Raw genomic sequence first — 19,577 nt, 5'->3', positions numbered from 1 at the left:
CCGACATCAAACCCAGCGCTGACAAGGTTGCCGCCGGGGCGGAACGCATCCAGAAAGTGTTGGCGGCCGCCGGTTTCGGTTCACGGCGTGAAATCGAAGGCTGGATTTCCGCCGGTCGCCTTAGCGTCAATGGCCGCGTGGCCCGGCTCGGCGAGCGCATCAGCACGGCCGATCGCGTGGCACTGGACAGGCGGCCGCTGCGGCTGGAGCGCGCCGCAACCGAGCGCCAGCGCGTGATTCTGTATCACAAGCCGGAAGGCGAACTCACCACGCGCAAGGATCCCGAGGGGCGGCCGACGGTGTTCGAGGCGTTGCCGCGCCTGCGCCGCAGCCGCTGGGTCAGCATCGGCCGACTGGATTTCAACACCTCCGGGCTGTTGCTGTTCACCAATGACGGCGAACTCGCCAACCGCCTGATGCACCCAGCGCAGGAAATCGAACGTGAGTATGCGGTGCGCGTGCTGGGCAAAATCACGGAGCTGCAGCTAAGCGCCCTGACCAGCGGCGTGCGCCTCGACGACGGCATAGCGAAATTTGATGCGCTGCGCGATGCGGGCGGCGACGGCGCCAATCATTGGTATCACGTGCTGCTGCGCGAAGGCCGTAAGCGCGAAGTGCGGCGTCTGTGGGAAGCGGTAGGCGTGACCGTGAGCCGCTTGATCCGCGTGCGCTACGGTGCGGTTGCCCTGCCGCGCCAACTGCCGCGCGGTGCCTGGCGTGAAGCGACGGACGACGAATTGCAGGCTTTGCGAGCACTGGCGGGAACCAATCCACCGGCAGCGGCATCTCACGCATCGGCGTCCACTGCACGCAATCACCAAGGCCGCACTCGAGTCCGGAGGAGGAGTCATGAAAAAGATCAAGATTGAAAGCGCGCCGGTCCGGCATGGCAGCGGTTATCCCGAACCCTACGACCAACCTTGTCGCAACCGCACGCGCTGGCGACTGGGCAATGCCGCCGGCCTCACGCAGTTCGGTGTCAACCTGTTGCGCCTGCCGCCCGGCGCCTGGTCGAGTCAGCGTCATTGGCATGAAACCGAGGACGAGTTTGTCTGGGTGCTGGAGGGCGAGGTAGTGCTGGTCACGAACAGCGGCGAGGAAATCCTGCGCGCCGGCGACTGCGCCGGGTTCAAGGCGGGCGACCCGGACGGCCATCATCTGCAGAATCGCGGCAGCCGGGAAGCCGTGATTCTCGAAATCGGCACGCGCAATCCCAAAGGCGATGGCGTGGATTACCCGGATATTGATCTTGCCATCCGCGCGGGCTCGCCCGGATTCGTGCACAAAGATGGTCGGCCGTACCCGGCGCAGGCTCGTACGTGAAGTTGTGGGTTGTGTAAATTAACCTGCGCATCGCGCAGGCTGGCCCGATACCTCGGAGCCCGCGACTCAGGACTCTGCAAGCTATCTGCAACAAAACCCGACAGGAAAAAACCGCCGCGCCCTGAAGGGCGGCGGCGGTTTGCGTATGTCAAACAGATTGTCAGGCCGGTGAACTGGCCGGCATTTTCTCGCTGGTGGTGAAGAACGCCACGGTCTGCATGATTTCACCGATGAGCACCACGATGGCTCCCAGGCCAAACACAATCAGCGTGATGGCACCGATGAAAATCAGCAGGCCGCCGGTCTTGTAGAGGCTTGTGCCGGTGCTTTCAGCTAAAGGAATCGAAGCCTGGTACCAGAACCACGCGCCGATCATCCACAGCACCCAGGCAATGAGTCCGCCGGCGATGACTCCGCTGGTGAACGCGGAAGTACCCATGGCACTGCCGTGGAATGCAGCCATGAGCGCGGAGCCGACCACGAAGATCAGCAACAGCGACGCAACGATATACAGCACGATAGCAACGAGTATGTTGCGCCAGATTTTTCTCTGGCCCAATTCGTTGCTCGCCCGATAAAACGCAATCAGCAGACAGATGCAGCCCGCGAGCGCTACAAGGTGAAACACGAAAGTGAGCGAGCCGAGAACGCTGCCGGCAATAAGCAGAATGTAACCCCATCCCCCCAGGAGCTTGGTGGTCCTTTCCATGTCCTGTCTCCCGATGACTGTGTGGTTGGAGCGCTAGACTGTACACAAGCGGACGCAGTCCGGCTAGCCCCGCGGCGAGCGCGTGCGTTGCGCATTGGCCCGCTGGGCTACGCGATGTCGAATTGCTGCCCGGTGTGACCGCGGCTATCGGGCCCAAGCAGGAAAAGGTAGGCAGGCAGCAATTGTTCCGGGGTGCGCAACTGGCTGCGGTCTTCCGCTGGAAACGCGAAGCGGCGCATCTCGGTACGCACCGCGCCGGGATTGAGGCTGTTGATGCGCAGCGTGCCGCGGAATTCGGTTTCATCCGCGAGCATGGCGGACAGCGCTTCGAGCCCGGCCTTGGAAACGGCGTAGGCCGCCCAGTAGGCGCGCGGTTTGCGGCCCACGCTGCTGGCGGTGAATACCACGCAAGCGTCGGGCGATTTGTACAACAACGGCAGACAGGCCTTGGTGAGCATGAAGGGCGCGGTGAGATTCACCTGCATCACCTGTTGCCAGATTGCCACCTCGTGGTGCTCGATGGGCGCGCGCTCGCCCAGCATGCCGGCGTTGTGCAGCAAACCGTCCAGCCGGCCGTATTCCTTGTTCAGCACCGTGGCCAGGTCCTCATGGTCCTTGTACGTGGCACCGCGCAGGTCCATGGGATAAATGCCCGGCATCGGCCCGCCGGCCTGCATGATCTCGTCGTACACCGATTCCAGTTTCTTGATGGTCTTGCCCAGCAGCACCACGGTGGCGCCGTGGACCGCAAGCCCGCGACTTACGGCGCGGCCAATGCCGTCGCCCGCGCCGGTAACGAGAATCACGCGATCCTTGAGCAGATCGTTCGGCGGGGCATAAGCGACGGGAATGCTGGAGGTCGTCATGGATGAGGTTGCCGTGGGTTGTCAGCGGGCACGGCGGGCGCTGCGCCACGCCGTCCACAGTTGCGCAAAGGGCTGCAATTCTACCGGCGCGGCTGCCTCGGGGTAACCGGTGCGCGCAAATTTCTTCAGGCGTGCCTGCGCCAATCCACCCAGAACGAGACCCACACTCAGGTCTGACCAAGTGACTTCAGTCTGCGCCAGCGCCGTGGAATGCAGTGCGCGTGCGCGCGCGGCGTAATCCTCCAGCAAGGCCCGCACACCGGCAATGGAATGCGCTGCGCCGGAAACGTGACGATCGATGCCGTGTTTGCGTAAATCGTCGGACGCGAAGTAAATGCGCCCGTGTTCGGCATACGCCAGTCCGTTCAAAATAATGTCCGCGAGTTGCCAGCTCCGGCCGAGCAGGCGTGCAGCTGCCAGAGTGCCCGGGGTGCGGGCTCCAGCAAGCGCAGCGGCCAGCTCCGTGAGCGCGCCCCCGCGTTGGCGGCAGTATGTCTCCACGGCGTCGAAATCGTGGAACGCTGTGGCGGTGATATCTCTAGCGACACTCTCGATGATTGCGTACAGCGGTTCCATTGGCAGGGCCGCGTCGCGGGTTTGCTGGTCGAGCCGGATGCTCAGCGGATGGCGCGGGCGATGCACGGCAAGCCGCGCAATCTCCTCCCGCCACCATTCCAGTTTGGCGCGTGCCACTTCGGCATCGGAGCATTCGCGCAAGATCTCGCGAATTTCGAGATACAGCGCGAACAACGCGGTCAGCACGCTGCGTTGTGCACGCGGGGCGAACAACGCCGCAAAGCGCAGATCGGCGGGCGCGGCGGCAAGTTTGCACCGCACTTCTTCGGCGGGGTTCATTCCTTGGCGTCGTTGCCGAGGCGCGGTGCGGTTTCCACGGGATCGAGCATCGGCAGCTCTTTTTTGGCCTGCACCCCCAGCTCGGTGAAGCGGCGCGCGGCCGGCAGCACCTGACGCTCCAGTGAGCCGACCGCTTTGTTGTAATTTTTCACGCTCTGATCCAAAGCGCGACCCATGCTGTCCACATGTTCGGCAAACGTGGCCAACCGTTGGTGCAGAGTTTCGGCTAGCTCGCGTATTTGTTCCGCGTTTTCCGCCAGCGCTATCTGCCGCCAGCCGTAGGCCACGACCTTGAGCAATGCCATGAGGCTGGTAGGCGTGGCCAACAACACTTTTTGACGCAGCGCGTCTTCCTGCAGCTCGTGTTCCTTGTCCAAAGCCGCTGCCAGGAACTGGTCACCAGGAATGAACAGAATTACAAAGTCCGGGCTGCTTTTGAACTGATCCCAGTAACGCTTGCTGGCCAATTCCTTGATGCGCTCACGTACCTTGCGCGCATGCTGCACAAGATGCGTTTCGCGTTCTTCAGGCGTACGCGCTTCGAGGGCCGCAATGTAGCTGTCCAAAGGAGTTTTGGCATCCACAACCAGCGTGCGGTTCTCCGCCAAGTGCACCACCATGTCCGGGCGCAGCACGCCGTCTTCGCTCGCGGTATGTACCTGTTCCTCGAAGTCACAGCGTTCCACCATGCCGGCGAGCTCCGCCAGGCGCCGCAGCGTCATCTCGCCCCAGCGGCCGCGTACTTCGGGACGGCGCAGCGCATTCACCAGATTGCGGGTTTCCGACTGCAACTGTGTCTGGGCCTCCTGCATGCTGGTGAGGTAGCGACTGATGTTGCCGTGATCCTTCTTGATTTCTCCGATTTGTTCTTCGGTTTTTCTCAGGGTTTCGCCGATCGGCTTGACCAGCTCTGCGAAAGCCTGCTGACGTTTCTCCAGATCACCTTTGGCCTCAGCCTGGAACTTGCCAAGGTTCTGGCCCGCAAGTTCCAGCAGCGACTGGCTGGTGGCGCGCAATGCATCGCCGGCCAGTGCCTTGAAAGTGTTTTCCATCTGTTCGCGGGTGCTGTTGAGCACCTCGGCCTTGGCCTGGAGTGAAGCCAGCTCAACACGCAGCTCGCCGGTTTTTTTATGTTCCAGCAGTGCCGCCACCGTGTAGCCAACGACGAGCCCGGCGATGAGCGCAATGACGACGAACCCGATCAGCATCCGTCAGCCTCCTGCATATTGGAGATTGCCATCGCTGGATGGTCGAGCCAGCCGAGCAGGTCGGCGGGCGCGACCAGCAATCCATCGGCCCGCCAGTTTTGCGGCTGCTCGTCCTCGCCGATGTAGCCATACAGGGCCACCACTGCACGCATGCCCGCAGAGTGCGCGGCCTCGACATCGCGCTCGGCGTCGCCGACGTAGGCGGCGGCTTGCGGTTCGACTCCGGCCAGCGCACAGGCGTGCAGCAACTGATCGGGATGCGGCTTGCGCCGCGGCGTGCTGTCGCCGCTCACCACGCAAACCGCACGCGTGTGCAGATGAAAAGCCTCAACCAGCGGCTGGGTGAGCGCCGCGGGTTTGTTGGTGACGATGCCCCAGCGCAGGGCGCGTTGCTCAAGTGCATCCAGCAGACTTTCGATACCTGGGAAAAATCGGGTCTCGCGGTTGAGGCAGTTGCGGTAAATATCCAGCAATTGCGCACGCATGCCGGCATAGCGTGAATCCTGCGGCTCGATGCCAAAGCCCAGCTTGAGCAGGGCCGGGGACCCGTGGGACACCAGCGGGCGGATGCGCGCGGCGGGCAGCGGCGGCAGGTTGTGTCCCGCGCGCAAGGTGTTGAGCGCCGCGCCCAGGTCGGGCGCCGTGTCCAACAAGGTGCCGTCGAGATCGAACAAAATGAGTTGCATGCTCAATCCGGTCGCCTGTAGTGCAGGAAGTAATTCACGTCCAGGCGGCCGCCCAGACGGTAGTCGCGGGTTACCGGGTTGTAGTGCAGGCCGGTGCTGCCGCGCAGTTCCAGTCCGGCGCCACGCGCCCAGGCGTCCAGTTCGGACGGGCGGATGAATTTGGCGTATTCGTGCGTGCCGCGCGGCAGCAACCGCAGCGCGTACTCGGCGCCGACGATGGCCAGCAGGAAGGATTTCAGGTTGCGATTGAGCGTGGAGAAAAACACCTGGCCGCCGGGTTTGAGCAGGGTCGCGCAGGCGTGCACCACGGATTCCGGCTGCGGCACATGCTCCAGCATTTCCATGCAGGTCACCACGTCGAACTGCGCCGGCGCTTCCGCCGCCAGCGCTTCGGCGCTGATCTTGCGGTAGTGCACCTGCAGGCCGGACTCGTGCAGATGCAACCGCGCCACGGCCAACGCCTCATCGCCCATGTCGATGCCGGTGACCTCGGCGCCTCGCTCTGCCATGGCTTCCGCGAGCAGACCGCCGCCGCAGCCCAGGTCGAGCACACGCCGGTTTTTCAGCGCGGCGCGCTGTTCAATGTAGGCCAGCCGCAGCGGATTGATGTGGTGCAGTGTGCGGAATTCGCCCTGCGGGTCCCACCAGCGCGACGCGAGCGCATCGAATTTGGAAATCTCGCGCCGGTCCAGGTTGCTATGCGTGGAACTCATGCGCTGGCGGCCTCGGGCGTGGCATCGTGGCCAGATTCCTGCCAGCGCGTGGCGCGCGCGAGGATTGCATCCTGATCCAGCGTAGTGAGTTCGCCTGCGCGCAACAGCTGCCGGCCGGCCACCCAGACGTCGCTTACCTGGCTGCGGCTGGCGCTGTACACCAGCTGCGACAGCGGATCGTACAGCGGCCGGCACTCGGGAACATTCATGTCCACGGCCACCAAGTCCGCCCATTTCCCCGGCAGCAGTGAACCCGTGGCGTGATCGAGTCCGAGCGCACGTGCACCGTTGAGCGTGGCCATGCGCAGCACGCTCGCGGGCGGTAGCGCCTGCGCATCTCCCGCCACGGCTTTGGCTAACAATGCGGCACAGCGCATCTCGGCGAGCATGTCGACCGCACTGCCTCCGGTGCCGAGCGCGACGTTTACACCCGCGGCCAGGAGCCTCGCTACCGGGCAAAATCCGCGCGCGAGTCCCAGACTGGATTCCGGACAGTGCACCACCTGCACGCCGGCGCGCGCCAGCCCGGCGATTTCGGAATCGGTCGGCAGCGTCATGTACGCCGCGATGAGATTTGATGTCAGCCATCCAAGCCCGTCAAGGTACGCCAGCGGACGCGCAGCATGTTGTTGCAGGCAAAGTTGGATTTCTGCGGCCGTGGCATTAAGTTCTGCATGCACCGGCACATCCAATTCATCGGCCAGCGTGCGGATTTCCTTCAACCGCGACGTGGCCATGGCGCAGGGAGCGATGGGTGCGAATGCGAAGCTCAGCAGCGGTTCATCCTTGTGTTGGTCACGCAGCGCCGTGCCTTTGGCAAGATATTCGTGCGCTCCACCGGCCCAGGCAGAAGGAACGTCGGTAACGATCATGCCCAGACAGGCACGCAGCCCACAACGCTGCGCGGCCTCGGCGGTAACCTCGGGAAAGAAGTACATGTCATTGAAACAGGTGGTGCCGCTGCGCAGCATGCGGACCATGGCCAATTCGCTGCCGTCACGCACGAATTCGGCGCTCATCCAGCGGCTTTCCGTTGTCCATGCAAGCTCTGGCAGTGGCAGCGTGGGCGACATATCCTCGGCCGCACCCCGTAGCAGCGACATGGGGGTGTGTGTATGGGCGTTCACGAAACCGGGAATGAGCACGTGGTCGGGCAGTTCGACGCTGGTGTGGGCATGGAATTGGCGCCGGGCCTCGGTACTCGGCAGCAGCGCCAGAATGCGCCCGTCACGCACCACGATAGCGTGCTGTTCCAGGATCTCGCCCTCGGGCTCGACGGGAATCACCCAGCGCGCGTGAATGGCAAGATCAGCAGGGGTCGTCATTAGGATAGATTAATCCGGCAAGCGCTCACTCAACAGGCACCTGCCTCCTTGGGGACCGCTGAGTAGGCGACCGCCGTCAGACGGGCGACCGGCAGCGGGGCGCGACCTGCGCCCATGGCGGGCATCACCAAAACGATTTCGCCACGCACTGACATCCCGGGATTGCAGTTTGCCGATGTGGTCATTCACTGACAGTAAGCGCGCACGCTGGTGACGCGAATCCACTATAACAGACTTGATGCAGCCGGATTTCGCACCGGCGCGCACATTCCGGCGCTGTGTAAGCGAGGGATAAGCATGATGCCTATGGTAAAATTTCCGCTTTGAATCTCCCGCATCCGGCGGCCCAGAACCCCTAGAAAAAGCGCTTACCGCATGGCCGAAATTGCCCGCGAACTGACCGTCGTCAGCCTCGAAGAGGAGATGAAGCAATCCTACCTGGATTACGCCATGAGCGTAATCGTGGGGCGGGCGCTGCCGGACGTACGCGATGGACTCAAACCCGTGCACCGGCGCGTGCTCCACGCAATGCGGGAACTGGGCAACGACTACAACAAGCCCTACAAGAAATCCGCACGCATTGTCGGTGACGTGATCGGCAAATACCACCCGCACGGCGACGTGGCGGTATACGACACCATCGTGCGCATGGCGCAGCCGTTCTCGATGCGCTACGTGCTGGTGGACGGGCAGGGCAACTTCGGTTCGGTGGACGGCGATGCGCCTGCAGCCATGCGGTACACCGAGGTGCGCATGGCCAGGATCGCGCACGAGATCCTCGCCGACATCGACAAGGAGACGGTGGACTTCGTCCCCAACTACGACGAATCCGAGCAGGAACCCACGGTGCTGCCGACGCGCGTCCCGAACCTGCTGGTCAACGGCTCGTCCGGCATTGCCGTGGGCATGGCCACGAATATTCCGCCGCACAATCTTGGCGAAGTGATCGCCGCCTGCCTCGCGCTGATTGACAATCCCGCCATCAGCATCCAGGAATTGATCAAGCACCTGCCGGGGCCGGATTTCCCCACCGGGGGCCTGATCAGCGGTACGCGCGGCATTCATGAAGCGTACTTCACCGGCCGCGGCCGGGTGTTCGTGCGCGCCAAGAATCAAGTGGAAGGTGCGGAGGGCGCCAAGCAATCCATCATCGTGACCGAACTGCCCTACATGGTGAACAAGGCCAAGCTGCTGGAGCGCATTGCCGAACTGGTCAAGGACAAGAAACTCGAGGGCATCACTGAACTGCGCGACGAATCGGACAAGGACGGCATGCGCATGGTAATCGAACTGCGCCGCGGCGAGAACGTCAAGGTTGTCTTGAACAACCTGTATCAGCACACCGCCATGCAGAGCGTATTCGGCATCAACATGGTGGCGCTGGTGGACAACCAGCCGCGGCTGCTGAATCTCAAGCAGGTGCTGGAGGCGTTCGTGCGCCACCGCCGTGAGGTGGTAACGCGGCGCACGCTGTTCGAGCTGCGCAAGGCGCTGGAGCGCGCGCATGTACTCGAAGGCCTGGCCGTGGCGCTGGCCAACATTGACGACATGATCGCGCTCATCAAGCGCTCGCCGGGCCCGGCGGAGGCCAAGACCGCGTTGATGGGACGCGACTGGCAGCCCGGCGTGGTGACCGACATGTTGCAGCGGCGCGGACTCGACGCTGCGCGCCCCGAAGATCTGGCGGCGGAGTTGGGACTGCGCAATGGCAAGTATCGCCTGTCGGAAATCCAGGCGCAGGCGATTCTGGATCTCAAACTGCAGCGGCTGACGGCACTGGAACAGGACAAGATCGTCGGTGAATATCAGGAGCTGCTGACCCTGATCGTCGACCTGCGTGCCATCCTCGCCAGCCCCGAAAAACTCCTCAAGGTAATCCGCAGTGAATTGAGCGCGCTGCGCACCCAATACGGCGATGCGCGGCGCACCGAGATTGTTTCCGACCATGAAGATCTGACCATCGAGGACCTGATCGAGGAAGAGGACGTGGTGGTCACGCTGTCGCATGCCGGCTATGCGAAGTCGCAGCCGGCTTCGACCTACCGCGCGCAGCGCCGCGGCGGTCGCGGCAAGAGCGCCACCGCGGTCAAGGACGAGGATTTTATTGATAACCTGTTCGTCGCCAGCAGTCACGATACCGTGCTGTGTTTTTCCAGCATCGGCAAGGTCTATTGGCTCAAGGTGTATCAGTTCCCGCATGCCGCGCGCGGCGCGCGCGGTAAACCCGTCGTGAATCTGCTGCCGCTCTCCGAAGGCGAGCGCATCACGGCGCTCATGCCGGTGCGCGCATACGCCGCCGATAAGTTCGTATTCATGGCCACGCGCCGCGGCACGGTGAAGAAGACCCCGCTCGACAATTTTTCGCGTCCGCGCGCGAGCGGCATTCTGGCCATCGAGTTGCAGGCGAACGACGAGCTCGTGGGAGTGGCTATCACCGACGGCCGGCGTGACGTGCTGCTGTTCGCCAGCAATGGCAAATCCATCCGTTTCCGCGAGGCCGACGTGCGTCCCATGCGGCGCAATGCCGCGGGCGTGCGCGGCATCCACCTCGCCAAGGGCGAGCACGTGATTGATCTGGTGATGGTCGGCGACGGCGACATCCTCACCGCCACCGAAAACGGCTACGGCAAGCGCACGCCGGTGGCGGACTATCCGCTGCAGGGCCGCGGCGGCCAAGGCGTGATTTCCATCCAGACCACCGAACGCAACGGGCGCGTCGTGGGCGCCATCCAGGTGGGCGCGGACGCCGAGATCATGCTCATCAGCAGTCACGGCACCCTGGTGCGCACACCTGCGGCCGACGTGTCGGTTATCGGTCGCAACACCCAGGGAGTGCGCCTCATACGCCTGGATGCAGGTGAACAGCTGGTGGGCGTGGAACGCGTCGAAGCCGAGGACGGCAACGGTAATGGGGACTGAAGCCGCGACGCGTGCGACAGCAGCGCGCAGTTATCATTTCGGCGCCGGCCCGGCGATGTTGCCCCCGGAAGTGATCGCCGAAATCCGCGCGGAGTTGCCGCAGTTCGACGCCAGCGGCGTCTCCATCCTGGAGCTCGGACATCGCAGCACGGAGTTCCGCGCGTTGATGCGCGAGACCGAGAGCGATCTGCGCGAACTCATGACGATTCCCCCGGAGTACGCCGTGCTGTTCATGCACGGCGGCGCCACGCTGCAGTTCGCCTTGGCAGCGCTGAATCTCGGCGGGCACGGCGCGTATCTGGTGACCGGGCAGTGGTCGGCCAAGGCCTGGCACGAAGCCGAGCGCGTTGCGCACGGACAGGTCGTGTGGGACGGTACAGCCGACGGCTACACGCGCGTGCCGGCGCGCGATGAATGGCAGCTGCCGCGCGACGCCGGCTACGTGCATTACACCGTCAACGAGACCATCGCCGGCGTGGAGTTCCATTCCGCGCCTGCATCCGACGCTGTGCCGCTGGTGGCCGACATGACTTCGATGGTGCTGTCGCGGCCGGTCAAGGTATCCGGGCACGCACTGATTTACGCCTCGGCGCAGAAAAACCTGGGGATTGCCGGCATTACCGTGGTGATCCTCAATCCCGCGGCCTTGCGCACCCCGCCGCGCGGCACGCCGTCGCTGATGGATTATCGGACGAGCCTGGACGCCGGGTCCCTGGCCAACACGCCGCCGGTGTTCGCCTGGTACGTGCTCGGCCGGATGCTCAAGTGGACCAAATCGCAGGGCGGGGTCGGCGCAATGGCCGTGCGCAACCAGCGCAAGGCGCAACTGCTGTATGCGGTGTTGGACGCATCGGATTTTTACCTGAGCCCGGTAGACAAAGCCGCGCGCTCATGGATGAACGTGCCGTTCCAGCTGCGCGACCAGAAGCTGGAGGCGCTATTCCTGCAGGACGCCGCGGCGGCGGGCCTGAATAATCTTGCCGGTCATCGCAGCCGCGGCGGCATCCGCGCCAGCATCTACAATGCCATGCCGGAATCCGGGGTCGCGACGCTCGCGGAATTCATGCGCGTGTTCGCGCAACGCCACGGGTGAGCCGGGGATGAGCCCATGACTGATTTCAGTTTTGATCTCATGGACATCTGCGCGCCCGGCGTCAAGGCGCTCAAGCCCTATGAGCCCGGCAAGCCCGTGAGCGAGCTGCAGCGCGAATTCGGGGTGCGCGATGTCATCAAGCTCGCGTCGAATGAAAATCCGCTCGGACCGAGTCCCAAGGCATTGGCCGCGGTGCGTGCCACGCTCGGCGGAATGGCAATTTACCCCGATGCCCAGGCGTATGAACTGCGCCGGGCACTGGCCACAAAGTTTCATGTCGAGCCGGCCTGTATCACCGTCGGCAACGGCTCCGAACAGGTGCTGGAACTCATCGCGCGCGTCTTCCTGCAGCCCGGCACGAACGCGGTGTTTTCCCGCTATGCGTTTGCCGTATATCCCATCGTCACCCAGGCAGTCGGGGCCGCGGGCCGCATCGCGGAAGCCAATGCGCCTGAGCATCCCACCGCGCCCTACGGCCACGATCTCGACAAGCTGCAGGCGCAGGTCAACGCCGACACGCGCGTGGTATTCATCGCCAATCCCAATAATCCGACCGGGACCTGGCTCGAGCGGCGCGCGCTGCACGCCTTCCTGACACGCGTACCGGCGCGCGTGCTGGTAGTGGTGGACGAGGCGTACGCCGAATACGTCGCGCAAGGCGACTATCCAGACTGCACCCTGTGGCTATCCGAATTTCCCAATCTGATCGTTACCCGCACGTTCTCGAAAATTTACGGCCTGGCCGGGCTGCGCTGCGGATACGCGCTGGCGCATGCGCGCGTGGCCGAGCTGTTGAATCGCATGCGCCTGGTGTTCAATGCCAGCAATCTGGCCCAACGGGGCGCGTTGGCGGCGCTCGGCGACGAGGCGCATGTGCGGCGCAGCGCGGAACTGAACCATGCCGGCCACGAGCAGCTGCAGGTGGGGCTGCGCGAACTGGGGTTGAAGTGGATTCCATCGATCGGCAATTTCCTGAGCGTGGATTTCGGCCGGCCGGTGCGGCCCATTTACGACGCCTTGCTGCACAAGGGCATCATCGTGCGACCGCTGGGCAACTACGGACTGCCGCATCATCTGCGCATTACCATCGGTTTGCCGGAACAAAACGACCGCCTGTTGCTGGCGCTTGAGCAGGTGCTTGCCGCGTGAGCTCCGCGACGGTCCTGCCATCCGCAGGGCGCTGCGATTTTCTGCTGCAGCCGGGCGGCTCCGTGCGGGGTCGCATCCGGGTTCCGGGCGACAAATCCATATCCCACCGCGCACTGCTGCTCGGCGCGCTCGCGCAGGATGAGACCCGGATTTCGAATTTTCTGGAAAGCCAGGATTGTCTGGCCACGCTGAAGGCGCTGCGTACGCTTGGCGTACCGATTGACCATGCGCGCACCGGCCACGTCCGGATACAAGGCGTGGGCGTGGAGGGCCTGCGGATGCCTGCGCGCACCCTGGACTGCGGCAATTCCGCTACCAGCATGCGCTTGCTGAGCGGCGTGCTCGCCGGCCAGCCGTTCGCCGCGACGCTCGACGGAGATGAGTCGCTGCGCCGCCGGCCGATGCAGCGCGTCATCGAGCCGCTCACGCTCATGGGCGCACGCTTTGAAAACACCGGGGGTCACGCACCGCTGACCGTGCACGGTTGCCGGCCGCTCAAATCCCTGCGCTACAAACTGCCGGTGGCAAGCGCACAGGTAAAGTCGGCGATATTGCTCGCAGGCTTGCAGGCCACAGGCGAAACCTGGGTGCAGGAACCGGCCGAGAGCCGCGATCACACCGAACGCATGTTGCAAGCCCTGGGGTGCCGGGTACTGCGCGACGGCGACTGGCTGGGTGTGGCGGGTGGCAGCGTGCTGCACGCAGCGGACATCAGCGTGCCCGGTGACCTGTCGTCGGCGGCGTTTTTCCTCGTGGGCGCGGCGATCAGTCCGGGTGCGCATCTTGCCGTCGAAGGGGTGGGCATCAACCCGACACGCGCTGGCGTGCTGAGATTGCTGCAACGCATGGGCGCCGATATCCACGTGCGCACACTGCCGCTATCGGGCGCCGAACCGGCGGCCGACATAGAAGTGCAGGGTGGCGAGCTGCACGGCATTGAAATCGCAGCAGCTGACGTGCCATTGGCGATTGATGAGTTACCGGTACTGCTGGTGGCGGCGGCAGTGGCGCACGGCCAGACCCGCTTGCAGGGCGCGGCGGAACTGCGCGTCAAGGAAAGCGACCGGCTGGCGGCGATGGCCGCTGGCCTGCGCACTCTGGGAGTACCGGTTGAAATTTTCCCCGACGGCATGCAGATCACCGGCGTCGATCAGTTCCGCGGCGGTGAGATTGACAGTTTTGGCGACCACCGCATCGCCATGGCCTTTGCGATGGCGGCGCTGCGCGCAACCCAACCCGTGCGCATACGCGATTGCCGCAACGTGGATACTTCGTTCCCCGGGTTTGCGGACACGGCGCGCGGAGCGGGAATGCAGTTGCGCGTTGCAGGAACCGGATGAGCACCGTTCTGCCGCCGGTCATCGCCATTGACGGGCCGAGCGGCTCGGGCAAGGGAACGGTCGCAAGCCTGGCCGCGGAAGCACTTGGCTGGAATCTGCTGGACAGCGGCGCGCTCTACCGGATTCTGGCGCACGTGGCACAGCAGGCGGGTGTTTCGTCCGACGCACCCGCGCGCCTTGAAGAGCTGGCGCGCGAGTTGCACGTGACGTTCACGCGCACGCCGGCAGGTGACGAGCAAATCCTGCTGGATGGCCGCGACGTGACCGCGGTGGTGCGCAGCGAGGAGAGCGGCAAGCGAGCGTCCGAGCTCGCGGTCATCCCGCAGGTGCGCCACGGGCTGGTGAGCGTGCAACGCGGCTTTCGCCGCGCACCCGGGCTGGTGGCTGACGGCCGCGACATGGGTACGGCCATTTTTCCGGACGCCGGTCTCAAAATCTTCCTCACCGCGAGCATCGAGGAACGCGCCCAAAGACGCTATAACCAGTTGAAACAAAAAGGATTAGATGCTACCTTACCGGCCCTTTTCAGGGACCTGATCGCCCGGGATGAACGTGACCGCAACCGGTCCGTTTCCCCGCTACGGCCTGCACCCGACGCCGTGGTACTGGATACCACCGGCATGCCGGTGGAGGCGGTGGTGAATCAGGTTCTGGATCGGGCCCGGCGGCGGTACGGCGAGGCGGCGGCGGGTAGACGGCAGGGCGGGTAGGACGCACCGCTCCCTTGTCCATTCAACCCGCATGATTCCGGGACGGAACTGCGGCAACCCAGGCCCCCGGTAACGGGGATGTACAGGATTCAACCTACAATGACCGAGTCTTTCGCGGAACTTTTCGAACAAAGCATCAAACAGCAACAGATGCGCAACGGGGCCATACTCAAGGCCCGCGTCATGGAAATCCGGCCCGATGTCGTCATCGTCAACGCCGGCCTCAAATCCGAAGGCGTTATCCCGGCCGAACAATTCAGGAACGAGAGCGGCGAACTCGAAATCGCCGTCGGCGACGACGTGGAGGTCGCGCTGGACGCCGTCGAAGACGGCTACGGCGAAACCCGGCTGTCGCGCGAAAAGGCCAAACGCGCACGCTCCTGGTCGCGGCTCGAAGAAGCCTTTACCTCGGGCGCAATCGTCAAGGGGTTCATCAGCGGCAAGGTCAAGGGCGGATTCACCGTCGAGGTGGACTCGGTACGGGCGTTCCTGCCGGGCTCGCTCGTGGATGTGCGCCCGGTGCGTGATCCGGTGTATCTCGAAGGCAAGGAACTGGAATTCAAGGTCATCAAGCTGGACCAGCGCCGCAACAACGTGGTGGTGTCGCGCCGCGCCGTGGTCGAGCAGGAATACAGCGCGGAGCGCGATCAGCTGCTCGATAACCTGCAGGAAGGCGCGGTGGTCAAGGGCATCGTCAAGAACCTGACCGAGTACGGCGCCTTCGTGGACTTGGGCGGAATTGACGGCCTGCTGCACATCACGGACATGGCTTGGAAGCGGGTCAAGCATCCTTCCGAAGTGGTCAGCGTGGGTCAGGAACTCGAGGTCAAGGTGCTCAAGTTCGACCGCGAGCGCAATCGCGTGTCACTCGGCCTCAAGCAGCTGGGCGACGATCCATGGGTGGACATCACGCGCCGCTATCCGACCAGCACGCGGCTGTTCGGCAAGGTCACCAACCTCGCCGATTACGGCTGTTTCGTGGAGGTCGAGCCGGGCGTGGAAGGCCTGGTGCACGTATCGGAAATGGACTGGACCAACAAGAATGTGAATCCGGCCAAGGTCGTGCAGGTGGGTGACGAAGTCGAGGTCATGGTGCTTGAGATCGACGAGGAGCGCCGCCGCATCTCGCTCGGCATGAAGCAGTGCAAGCCGAATCCCTGGGAGGAATTCGCCACCAATCACAACAAGGGCGATCGTATCCGCGGCAAGATCAAATCCATTACCGACTTCGGCATCTTTGTGGGCCTGGAAGGCGGCATCGACGGCCTGGTGCACCTCTCGGACATCGCTTGGGACACGCCCGGCGAAGAAGCGGTGCGCAATTACAAGAAGGGTGACGAGGTGGAAGCCGTGGTACTGGCCGTGGACGCGCAACGCGAACGCATTTCGCTCGGCGTCAAGCAACTGCAGAAGGATCCGTTCTCGAACTTTCTCGCAGATCATCCCAAGGGCAGCATGGTCAAGGGCAAGGTCACGAGCGTGGACGCCAAGGGTGCGGTGGTGGATCTGGGCAACGGCATCGAGGGCTATTTGCGCGCATCCGAGCTGTCACGCGACCGGGTGGAAGACGCACGCACCGTGCTCAAAGAGGGCGATGAAGTGGAAACGCGCTTCGTGGGTGTGGATCGCAAGAACCGCAGCATCAGCCTGTCGGTGAAAGCCCGGGAGATCGAGGAAGAAGCTCAGGCGCTGGAGGATTACGCGCGCAATTCCGCCTCCAGCACCACGACCCTCGGTGATCTGCTCAAGGAGCATATTGGCGGAGACAAGGCTGAGTAAGCGCAGGCAAGTGCGCATGCGGTAACCGGGAGCGGGCGCCGCAGCACCGGTGAATCCTGCAATATTGGGGTGGGGCAGTACATGAAGCGAGTCGTGCCAGCGCGGATGATTGAGCCATGACCAAATCGGAACTCATCGAGATCATCGCCCGCAAGCAGAGCCACCTTGCGAGCAAGGACATCGAGCTCGCGGTCAAGACCATTCTCGAGCATATGAGTGCGGCACTGTCCACCGGCCGGCGTATCGAGATCCGCGGATTTGGCAGTTTCTCCCTGCATTTCCGCCCACCGCGCATGGGCCGCAACCCCAAGACCGGTGATTCCGTGGCCCTGCCCGGCAAGCATGTCCCGCACTTCAAACCCGGCAAGGATCTGCGCGACCGGGTGAACGAAAGCCTCGCGGGCTGATACGCATGCGCGGGGACCATCGTCGCCAGAGGTAATCGGAGCTGGCCGTCATGCTGCGTTGGATCGCCGTCATCATCTTGCTGTGTGTGTTTGCGCTCGCCTTGCTGCTGGCCTACGCCAACGGCTCGACCGTGACCCTGGATTACCTCGCCGGTCGCCTGCATGTGCACTTGTCCTCGGCGCTGCTCGCGGCGGCGATCATCGGCTGGCTGCTGGGAATCCTGAGCAGCTTGCTGGTCATTTTCCGTCTCAAACGGGAAGCCTGGCGGCTGAAGCGCTCGGTGCGCGATGCGGAGGCGGAAATCCGCAACCTGCGCAACCTGCCACTCAAACATGATCACTGACTCGGTGGTGGTCAGCGTGCTGCTGCTGATTGCAGCAGCCGTGCTCGGCTGGCTGCTGGCGCATTGGGGGCGCGGCGGCAAGCGCGCGTCACACTTCAAGTTCGTGAGCGCCGAATACTTCAGGGGACTGAATTACCTGTTGAATGAGCAGCCGGACAAGGCGCTGGAAGTCTTCATTCGCGTGGCCGAGGTGGACTCCGATACCGTGGAGACGCATTTTGCGCTCGGCAGCCTGTTCCGCAGACGCGGCGAAGTGGACCGCGCCATCCGCATCCACCAGAACCTGATTGCGCGGCCCAACCTCAATCGGGAACATCGCGCGCAGGCCTTGTTCGAGCTGGCGCAGGACTATCTGCGTGCCGGCCTGCTGGATCGCGCGGAAAGCCTGTTGCTGGAGCTTCTCGACGTCCCGGGCTATACGGAATCCGCACTGCGCAGCCTGATCTCGCTTTACGAACAGCAAAAGGATTGGGAGCAGGCCATCGCCATGCGCCGGCGCCTGCAGACGCTGAGCGGCGCTGCGCAGGAGGAGACCATCGCCCAGTACTACTGCGAAATGGCACAAACCGCGCTGTCCGCGAAAGACTTGTCGCTGGCGCGGCGCCTGCTGAAGCGCGCACAGTCACATGATCCAGACTGCGTGCGTGCGCACCTGCTGCTGGCGCAGATCGCCGAAACCGAGCAGCAATGGGAACGCAGTCGCCAGCACTACGGTCAGGTACTGGAGCACGAGATTCGTTATGCCACCGAGGTATTGCCGGCGCTGGCGCGCGTCACTCGCCAGCTCGATGATCAGGCGTCGGTGCAGGCCGTGACCGAAAAGCTGCGGCGCGACAATCCCAAAGCACCGGGTTATCTTGCGATTGCCGCCATCATGGATCCGGAACTGGACGATCCGGTGTCACGCGGTTGCGTGGCGGATTACCTGCGCAGCGAACCCAGCCTGCGCGGGCTGTATGACATGTTTACCGCGTTTGGCCAGCAGCAGGGCGTGAATCCGGTGCGCGATCTCGAACCCCTGCAGCTCGCCGTGCGCAAGCTGCTGATCAACGGTCCGCGTTACCGCTGCGAGGAATGCGGATTCCGCAGCAAAACCCTGTATTGGCAATGCCCGGGCTGCAAAACCTGGAACCGCACCATGCCGTTCCACGAAATTACGTTTAGCGCCGCAGGCGCCGCGGGTCTTACCTGAGCAACGCTGGCCTTGGCCGCGCCGCACGCATCATAAGGAACGTTCCAGCATGAAACCCACCACCATCCGCAAAGCCGTATTCCCCGTGGCCGGTCTGGGCACGCGCTTCCTGCCGGCCACCAAAGCCAGTCCCAAGGAAATGCTGCCGATCGTGGACAAGCCGCTGATCCAGTACGCGGTGGAAGAAGCCGTCGCGGCCGGCGCCGAAGTGCTGGTATTCGTCACCAGCCGCACCAAACGCGCGATTTCCGATCATTTCGATCGTGCCTATGAACTGGAAACCGAAATGGCGCAGCGCGGCAAGCAGGCACAACTGAAACTGGTGCAAAACATTGTGCCAGCGAGCGTGACCTGCGTGTACATCCGGCAGGCCGAAGCCCTGGGCCTGGGCCACGCGGTGCTGTGCGCCGAACCCGTGATCGGCAATGAACCCTTCTTCGTGGTGCTGGCCGACGACCTGATTGACGGCGCGCGCCGTTCCGCCTTGCAGCAGATGCGCGATGTATATATGCGTCACCCGGGCAGTGTCGTGGGTGTGGAGCAGGTGGCGCGCAGCGAAACCAACCGTTACGGCATCATCACGCCCCGGACCATGGAGCCGCGGCTGCATGAAATCCGCGGCATCGTGGAAAAGCCGGTGCCCGCACAGGCACCCTCCACGCTGGGAGTGGTGGGCCGCTATTTGCTGACGCCGGGAATCTTCGAGTGCCTGAAGCACATCGGCAAGGGTACGGGCGGTGAGCTCCAGTTGACGGATGCCATTCAGGCACTGCTGGCCAAAGAATCCGCGTACGCCTGCGAGTTCGAAGGCGTGCGTTACGATTGCGGCAACAAGCTCGGATATCTGCGCGCTACGGTCGAATATGGACTGAAGCACGCCGATCTCGGGGAAACGTTCCGGGATTATCTGCGCACGCTCAGCGGCAAGCTGGACCGCAACCAGTCCTGAATGCACCGGA

At 63.6% G+C, this 19,577-nt stretch carries 19 protein-coding genes; 12 read left to right on the top strand and 7 right to left on the bottom strand.

Features of this window, described 5'->3' with window-relative positions:
- Positions 1-5 precede the first annotated feature (5 nt).
- Positions 6-869, top strand: a complete 864-nt coding sequence (gene rluB / locus VJR90_05470) for a 23S rRNA pseudouridine(2605) synthase RluB (protein HKV96923.1) — start codon at positions 6-8, stop codon at positions 867-869.
- The gene (locus VJR90_05465; protein ID HKV96922.1) at positions 850-1,323 is read left to right on the top strand and encodes a cupin domain-containing protein; all 474 of its coding nucleotides are present in this window, start codon (positions 850-852) and stop codon (positions 1,321-1,323) included. Before rluB ends, VJR90_05465 begins: the two co-directional genes overlap by 20 nt.
- A gap of 160 nt (positions 1,324-1,483) precedes the next feature.
- Here the strand turns inward: VJR90_05465 and VJR90_05460 are convergent, their stop codons facing one another.
- From VJR90_05460 to VJR90_05430, 7 genes are all read right to left on the bottom strand, one after another.
- Positions 1,484-2,032, bottom strand: a complete 549-nt coding sequence (locus VJR90_05460; protein ID HKV96921.1) for a DUF996 domain-containing protein — start codon at positions 2,030-2,032, stop codon at positions 1,484-1,486.
- Positions 2,033-2,139: 107 nt separating this feature from the next.
- Positions 2,140-2,898, bottom strand: coding sequence for a YciK family oxidoreductase (locus VJR90_05455; GenBank protein HKV96920.1), 759 nt, complete (start codon positions 2,896-2,898; stop codon positions 2,140-2,142).
- A gap of 21 nt (positions 2,899-2,919) precedes the next feature.
- Positions 2,920-3,753, bottom strand: a complete 834-nt coding sequence (locus tag VJR90_05450; protein HKV96919.1) for a squalene/phytoene synthase family protein — start codon at positions 3,751-3,753, stop codon at positions 2,920-2,922.
- Complete coding sequence (locus tag VJR90_05445; GenBank protein HKV96918.1) at positions 3,750-4,961, bottom strand: DNA recombination protein RmuC; 1,212 nt, start codon at positions 4,959-4,961, stop codon at positions 3,750-3,752. Before VJR90_05445 ends, VJR90_05450 begins: the two co-directional genes overlap by 4 nt.
- Complete coding sequence (locus VJR90_05440; GenBank protein HKV96917.1) at positions 4,955-5,647, bottom strand: HAD-IA family hydrolase; 693 nt, start codon at positions 5,645-5,647, stop codon at positions 4,955-4,957. The genes VJR90_05445 and VJR90_05440 overlap by 7 nt, the downstream gene beginning before the upstream one ends.
- Before the next feature lie 2 nt (positions 5,648-5,649).
- A complete protein-coding gene (gene ubiG, locus VJR90_05435; GenBank protein HKV96916.1) occupies positions 5,650-6,360 on the bottom strand; it encodes a bifunctional 2-polyprenyl-6-hydroxyphenol methylase/3-demethylubiquinol 3-O-methyltransferase UbiG in 711 nt (236 codons plus the stop codon).
- The gene (locus tag VJR90_05430) at positions 6,357-7,685 is read right to left on the bottom strand and encodes a TRZ/ATZ family hydrolase (GenBank protein ID HKV96915.1); all 1,329 of its coding nucleotides are present in this window, start codon (positions 7,683-7,685) and stop codon (positions 6,357-6,359) included. Before VJR90_05430 ends, ubiG begins: the two co-directional genes overlap by 4 nt.
- 375 nt (positions 7,686-8,060) lie before the next feature.
- On the opposite strand from VJR90_05430, the gene gyrA reads away from it, so the two are divergent.
- From gyrA to galU, 10 genes are all read left to right on the top strand, one after another.
- Positions 8,061-10,604 carry a DNA gyrase subunit A gene (gene gyrA, locus VJR90_05425; GenBank protein ID HKV96914.1) on the top strand — a complete coding sequence of 848 codons (2,544 nt, stop codon included), beginning with the start codon at positions 8,061-8,063 and terminating at the stop codon, positions 10,602-10,604.
- On the top strand, positions 10,594-11,697 hold the full coding sequence (serC, locus tag VJR90_05420; protein HKV96913.1) for a 3-phosphoserine/phosphohydroxythreonine transaminase: 1,104 nt from the start codon (positions 10,594-10,596) through the stop codon (positions 11,695-11,697). The genes gyrA and serC overlap by 11 nt, the downstream gene beginning before the upstream one ends.
- A gap of 15 nt (positions 11,698-11,712) precedes the next feature.
- Positions 11,713-12,846, top strand: coding sequence for a histidinol-phosphate transaminase (gene hisC / locus VJR90_05415; protein HKV96912.1), 1,134 nt, complete (start codon positions 11,713-11,715; stop codon positions 12,844-12,846).
- Positions 12,843-14,186, top strand: a complete 1,344-nt coding sequence (gene aroA, locus VJR90_05410; GenBank protein HKV96911.1) for a 3-phosphoshikimate 1-carboxyvinyltransferase — start codon at positions 12,843-12,845, stop codon at positions 14,184-14,186. The genes hisC and aroA overlap by 4 nt, the downstream gene beginning before the upstream one ends.
- Positions 14,183-14,896 carry a (d)CMP kinase gene (gene cmk, locus VJR90_05405; protein ID HKV96910.1) on the top strand — a complete coding sequence of 238 codons (714 nt, stop codon included), beginning with the start codon at positions 14,183-14,185 and terminating at the stop codon, positions 14,894-14,896. Before aroA ends, cmk begins: the two co-directional genes overlap by 4 nt.
- A 99-nt stretch (positions 14,897-14,995) precedes the next feature.
- A complete protein-coding gene (rpsA, locus tag VJR90_05400) occupies positions 14,996-16,675 on the top strand; it encodes a 30S ribosomal protein S1 (GenBank protein ID HKV96909.1) in 1,680 nt (559 codons plus the stop codon).
- Positions 16,676-16,791: 116 nt separating this feature from the next.
- Complete coding sequence (locus VJR90_05395; GenBank protein ID HKV96908.1) at positions 16,792-17,082, top strand: integration host factor subunit beta; 291 nt, start codon at positions 16,792-16,794, stop codon at positions 17,080-17,082.
- Between the two features lie 50 nt (positions 17,083-17,132).
- Positions 17,133-17,426 (top strand): LapA family protein, encoded by a 294-nt coding sequence (locus VJR90_05390; protein HKV96907.1) that lies wholly within the window; start codon positions 17,133-17,135, stop codon positions 17,424-17,426.
- Positions 17,416-18,618 (top strand): lipopolysaccharide assembly protein LapB, encoded by a 1,203-nt coding sequence (gene lapB, locus VJR90_05385; GenBank protein HKV96906.1) that lies wholly within the window; start codon positions 17,416-17,418, stop codon positions 18,616-18,618. The genes VJR90_05390 and lapB overlap by 11 nt, the downstream gene beginning before the upstream one ends.
- A 49-nt stretch (positions 18,619-18,667) precedes the next feature.
- Positions 18,668-19,567 (top strand): UTP--glucose-1-phosphate uridylyltransferase GalU, encoded by a 900-nt coding sequence (gene galU, locus VJR90_05380; GenBank protein ID HKV96905.1) that lies wholly within the window; start codon positions 18,668-18,670, stop codon positions 19,565-19,567.
- Positions 19,568-19,577 lie beyond the last annotated feature (10 nt).

The sequence above is a fragment of the Gammaproteobacteria bacterium genome (assembly GCA_035279405.1).
GTDB lineage: Bacteria > Pseudomonadota > Gammaproteobacteria > Natronospirales > REEB76 > REEB76.
Note: the sequence above shows the minus strand (reverse complement) of the source record. Positions and strands in the feature narration are given on the sequence as shown.